The organism is Paenarthrobacter sp. NPDC089675, from assembly GCF_044749185.1.
Lineage (GTDB): Bacteria > Actinomycetota > Actinomycetes > Actinomycetales > Micrococcaceae > Arthrobacter.
The window spans coordinates 1-4,074 of the sequence record NZ_JBIVHM010000021.1 but is presented as its reverse complement, the minus strand read 5'-3'; the positions used below and the strand labels follow the sequence as shown (position 1 = coordinate 4,074).

At 61.0% G+C, this 4,074-nt stretch carries 5 protein-coding genes; all 5 read right to left on the bottom strand.

Annotated features, from left to right (window positions below; translation table 11 throughout):
* Nucleotides 1–94: 94 nt before the first annotated feature.
* From ACIPY2_RS21780 to ACIPY2_RS21760, 5 genes are read right to left on the bottom strand one after another with little or no spacing between them, the layout of a single operon-like run.
* Nucleotides 95–520: a DUF6228 family protein gene (locus ACIPY2_RS21780; RefSeq protein WP_400268489.1), complete on the bottom strand. Its 426-nt coding sequence runs from the start codon at nt 518–520 to the stop codon at nt 95–97.
* Nucleotides 520–897 (bottom strand): CPCC family cysteine-rich protein, encoded by a 378-nt coding sequence (locus ACIPY2_RS21775; RefSeq protein ID WP_400268488.1) that lies wholly within the window; start codon nt 895–897, stop codon nt 520–522. Before ACIPY2_RS21775 ends, ACIPY2_RS21780 begins: the two co-directional genes overlap by 1 nt.
* Before the next feature lie 60 nt (nt 898–957).
* Nucleotides 958–2,415, bottom strand: a complete 1,458-nt coding sequence (locus ACIPY2_RS21770) for a Fis family transcriptional regulator (protein ID WP_400268487.1) — start codon at nt 2,413–2,415, stop codon at nt 958–960.
* Nucleotides 2,408–2,761, bottom strand: coding sequence for a helix-turn-helix domain-containing protein (locus tag ACIPY2_RS21765; protein ID WP_400268486.1), 354 nt, complete (start codon nt 2,759–2,761; stop codon nt 2,408–2,410). Before ACIPY2_RS21765 ends, ACIPY2_RS21770 begins: the two co-directional genes overlap by 8 nt.
* Nucleotides 2,754–3,845 carry a tyrosine-type recombinase/integrase gene (locus ACIPY2_RS21760; protein ID WP_400268485.1) on the bottom strand — a complete coding sequence of 364 codons (1,092 nt, stop codon included), beginning with the start codon at nt 3,843–3,845 and terminating at the stop codon, nt 2,754–2,756. Before ACIPY2_RS21760 ends, ACIPY2_RS21765 begins: the two co-directional genes overlap by 8 nt.
* Nucleotides 3,846–4,074: the final 229 nt, after the last annotated feature.

The following is a 4,074-nucleotide window of genomic DNA, read 5'->3' as shown; positions in this document are numbered from 1 at the left end:
AACTGGCATGCACGGGTATTCGTGAGCCGGGAGTAGACGGGTTTCGACGGATGGCTAGAGTCAGCCTGAAACCGATGCGTTGCCCTTCGGGGGCCTAAGGCTTGATGCTGGTCAACAGGTTTCGAAGTGACTCCGCTGCCGTCTTCAGTTCTTCGCCTGGATCTAATGCGAGTTCTCCTTGGGCTCTCCAAGGAGTTGGGCCGGCGAACTCCTCGAGTTCGAAGGCTATGCGAACGTGGCCCTCGTGCTTCGCGGTTAACCTAAGGTCGCCCTCAATGGAGGCGAAGCTTATCTCACCATCCCAGCCACGCCAGTTGCGTGCTAGCTCGTCAAAGAAGGACAGCAGGCCCAACCAACCGTCGAAATCCCAAACACGTTTGGCGGCTAGAAGTCCAGGCAGTTCGGCGGTAACAATCAGGACTTCGATAGGCAGGCTTGGGTTGGAAAGTGTGCTTTCAACGCGGAAGTTGAGCTTGCCCTGGTGTCCGACTGTCGCCTCATGCATTGCTTCATCTTCCACTAAGAGCTTCGACGAAGTTGCCGGGCTTTCCGCCAGTAGTAATAGACCGTCAGATCGGCCGCTAGGGGCTCTCCGTCGTCGATTGCCTTTCGAGGCTGGTCGATGTCATCAACTGCGGGGTCGAGGAGACGCCACTCAGGGTCACGGACGTATCCCTCTTGCTCAGGAGCGGCAAGTGGCCGCATCCAGGCGGGAGGGTGAGCATATGCGTCCTGGCATTTGATGAGGGGTGAATTAGCCCCACCCGTGGTTGGGAATCGTAGCTGAACTATGTCGTCTTCCCAGCCACAAACTTGGCAGATCTCATACGACCCAGGCTCTTCGGTAAAAACGAGATACCCGCAGCACGGGCAGGGAAATTCTGGGGAATCCGGCATCGTGCCAGTCTGACATATTCGAGCTTAGGCAAGCCGTAGTTTGCTGTCCTTTGCGAGGTATCAGCGCCTTCGAACGGCGGCGATGTATTGGGCGTAGGCGGCGGCGGAGTCTGTGGCGTGGCGTTCGATGGTTGTGGGGGAGTAGCCGAGGGTTTCGGCGATGATGGCCACGGGTGCGAGTTTGGTGAGTTCGTGGAGTGTTCCCAAGCGTGCGGCGCGGGTGCTGAACAGTTTGCTGAGGCGTGTGGTGAGGTGGCCAGGATGGATGTGGCGTCCGGGTGATGCTCCGCGGAACACCCATTTGGTGTTGGGGTGCGCGGCAGTCAGCCCGTGGCCCGGGTTCGCAGCGAGCTCCCGCCATGGCTGTGCAAGGGGATCTGGAAGTGCGATCTGGATGGTCCCCAGTTGAACGGTGACCAGTTCGTCGGTGACGCTGACGTCGTCCCAGGTTAGGCGTGCGATGTTCTCTGCCTGTTGTCCGAAGACGAGGATCAGGATGGCCGCGGCGCGGTCGCGGGTTTCCAGTTCATCGGTGTGGATGACTTGTTGGAGTGCTTGGTCTTGTCCAGCTTTGGGGAGTCGTGGGCTGGTGCCGCGGCGGTGCGGAATGATGGTGAGCCCAGCTGGGGCGGCTTTGGTCTTGATGGCCCATTTGAGGAAGCGCTCAGCGATGCGCCTGGTTGTGGGTCCTTCGGCTTGCCAGACGTCCAGGTGGGGTTGCTGCAGTTCCGGCAACGTGATGTCATGACTGGTAAGCCAGTTCAGGAAGTCGATGGCGACGGTGACTTCCTGCTTGGCACGAAGAAAAGTGCCGCGCGTGACTTCGTCCATGAGATTCATGCGCCGTTGGTGATGCCAGCGGATGTAGCGGCGGATCACGTCAAGGTGCTGAGAGTCGCTAACGCGTTCCAGGGCCTGTACTGCCCAACTGTCGTAGCGCGTCAGGAAAGCATTCCGTTGGGGGAGCACGCCGTGTTCGATGAGGAGCCCCCGGACGTATTCGCGGGTTCGCGAGTCGGGCAGTTCGTCGAAGGTTTCGTGGGTGATCTCAGGTGCGACCGCGAGGTTGCGGAGGAAAGCCGTGACGTGCTTTTGGCGGATCCAGGTCATGCCGCTGTTGGCCCGTTTCATGGACTTCAGTGCCGCTGCCAGCGGGATCAGATCGTTGGCGATGGATCCCGTGATCGGATCGGTGAGCAGGTCGTCGACGACGCTGCCGAGGACGCAGGTCCAGCAACGCCCGCCGCTGTGAAGTTCGTCTTCGGCTCCGCAGCCCTCGCAGTCGATGTTGACTCGAACGCCCGAGCAGCGTCGGCATGCAGGCTGTTCATCGATGATTCCGGGCAGGACGCCGTCGTGGCCGCAGGCGCAGATGCCGCGGGTGCGTTTGGCTTGCTGGTAGCAGTAGCCGCAGACTCCGCCGTCGGGCCATCGAGCGACTGTTTGGTGGTGCTGGCCGCAGCGGGCGCAGGGGACCGGCCAGCGGGTCGGGTCTTCTGCCTTGCGTGGCTTACTCACCGTCCTCGGGAGTGACAAGCCGGACGCGCTTCGCGATCGGGTTGCCTGGTTGGATGCCGAGCTCTTCGCTGCGCTTGGGTGCGTTGGCTGTCGCCGCGGCACGCATCTCAACGAACGGCTCGAACAAGTCGCTTGGGGTGCAGTCCAGGATGTCGCAGAGCGCCGCGAATGTCCTGGCCGGGATGCGCTCCGGCGTGGACGTGACCAGCCTGTAGACCTGGCTTTCGGAAAGGTTGATGCCCCGGGATTTCAGGAGCGGCATCAGTTCGGTGGTCTTCCAGAGGTTCTGTTTTGCCATCAGGGCTCGCAGGTTCCAGCGGTAGCCAATCCGGCGCTGTTCAGGCATCTGGGTCCTCCAAGTTCGCGATGCGACGTGCAATCATCTGCTGCACGGTTTTCTGCTTGAAATCCGACGATACCGAGGTGTAGAGCCCGGTGGTCGAGGCGTAGGAGTGGCCAACCTGAGTCTGCACGAAGGCCGCGTCGTAACCGGCTTCGATCAAGTGGGTCACGTAGGAATGCCTGAGGCAATGCAGGCCCAGCTCCTGGGGCAGGCCGACGGCATCCCGTGCCGCTGCGAACGCATCACCGAACGAGCCCAGGGACATTCGGGTGCCACGCTCGCTTGGCCAAAGAGCCGAGGACCGTTCAGCTGTCGGGAACTGTTGCCGCATGCCGCCGGCTGTCCAGGTCTTGAGTTGGTCCACGACCCAGTCGAACTCCGGCACGGTCAACACGGTGCGCCGTCTGGGTCCTGAGCCTGCCGTGCCTTTGGCGAATCGAACCTGGAGTGCTCCGAACCGTCCGTAGTCGCTGACGTGCGGGTTCGGGCCGAAGTCCTCCAGATCCAGCATGGTCATTTCGCGTCGGCGAAGCCCGTAGGCATAACAGACCTTGAACGCCACCGAGTCCCGGAACAGAGGCAGCCAGCGCTTGCTGCCGGCGGCATATTCCTTGTCGACCAGGTCATCGAGGTAGTCGAAAAGCCGCTGCAGTTCCGCCTTGGTGAACGAGCGCTTCTTCGCCGGGACGGCATCGTCGGTGGTGTGCCGTGGCATGTTCCACTCGAAGCAGATCTGGCTCGGAATATCGCCAAAAGTGCGTTCGCAGAACTCGCCCCACCCATAGCCCGGATGCGTCAGGTACGAGCAGAACATCGCCACGGCGTTGCTGTACGAACGTAACGTCTTCAGGCTGATCGGCTTCTCGCCAGAACGCAGATCGGCCAAGAAATCATCGATGTCGGCCGGGCGCCACTGCCACGGAAATTCACCCGTAAACCGCTGAAAACGCTCCAGCAGCTGGCAGCGCTGCTTGATGGTCTGCGTCGTGAGCCCGCGTGCCAGCATCTGCGCCCGCCAGCCATCCAGCATGGCAGTGAAAACACGTTCATCAGCCCGGAACAGCCCAATATCCGGATCCACCAGCATCCGCGGGACGAAACCCGGAACGGCACCATTCACAACGACCCCTAAACCATGGAAACATGCATTAGATGCAGGAAACCTACAGCCGCAAGGGATCCGGGCGCAAATTCAAGTCCGAGCCGAGAACACTTTCTTCCTCGTCAATGCGTTCTGACCTGCGCAAACGTTGGATACGTCGCGGGACGGGAGTTCTCGCAGCTACTTCCACTCCCGTTGTTTCTGCGCCGATAAT

What these genes read in the sequence shown, in the direction of transcription:
- ACIPY2_RS21760 (WP_400268485.1), bottom strand. Translation starts at nt 3,845, where the DNA reads ATGCTGGTGGATCCGGATATTGGGCTGTTCCGGGCTGATGAACGTGTT.
- ACIPY2_RS21775 (WP_400268488.1), bottom strand. Translation starts at nt 897, where the DNA reads ATGCCGGATTCCCCAGAATTTCCCTGCCCGTGCTGCGGGTATCTCGTT.
- ACIPY2_RS21765 (WP_400268486.1), bottom strand. Translation starts at nt 2,761, where the DNA reads ATGCCTGAACAGCGCCGGATTGGCTACCGCTGGAACCTGCGAGCCCTG.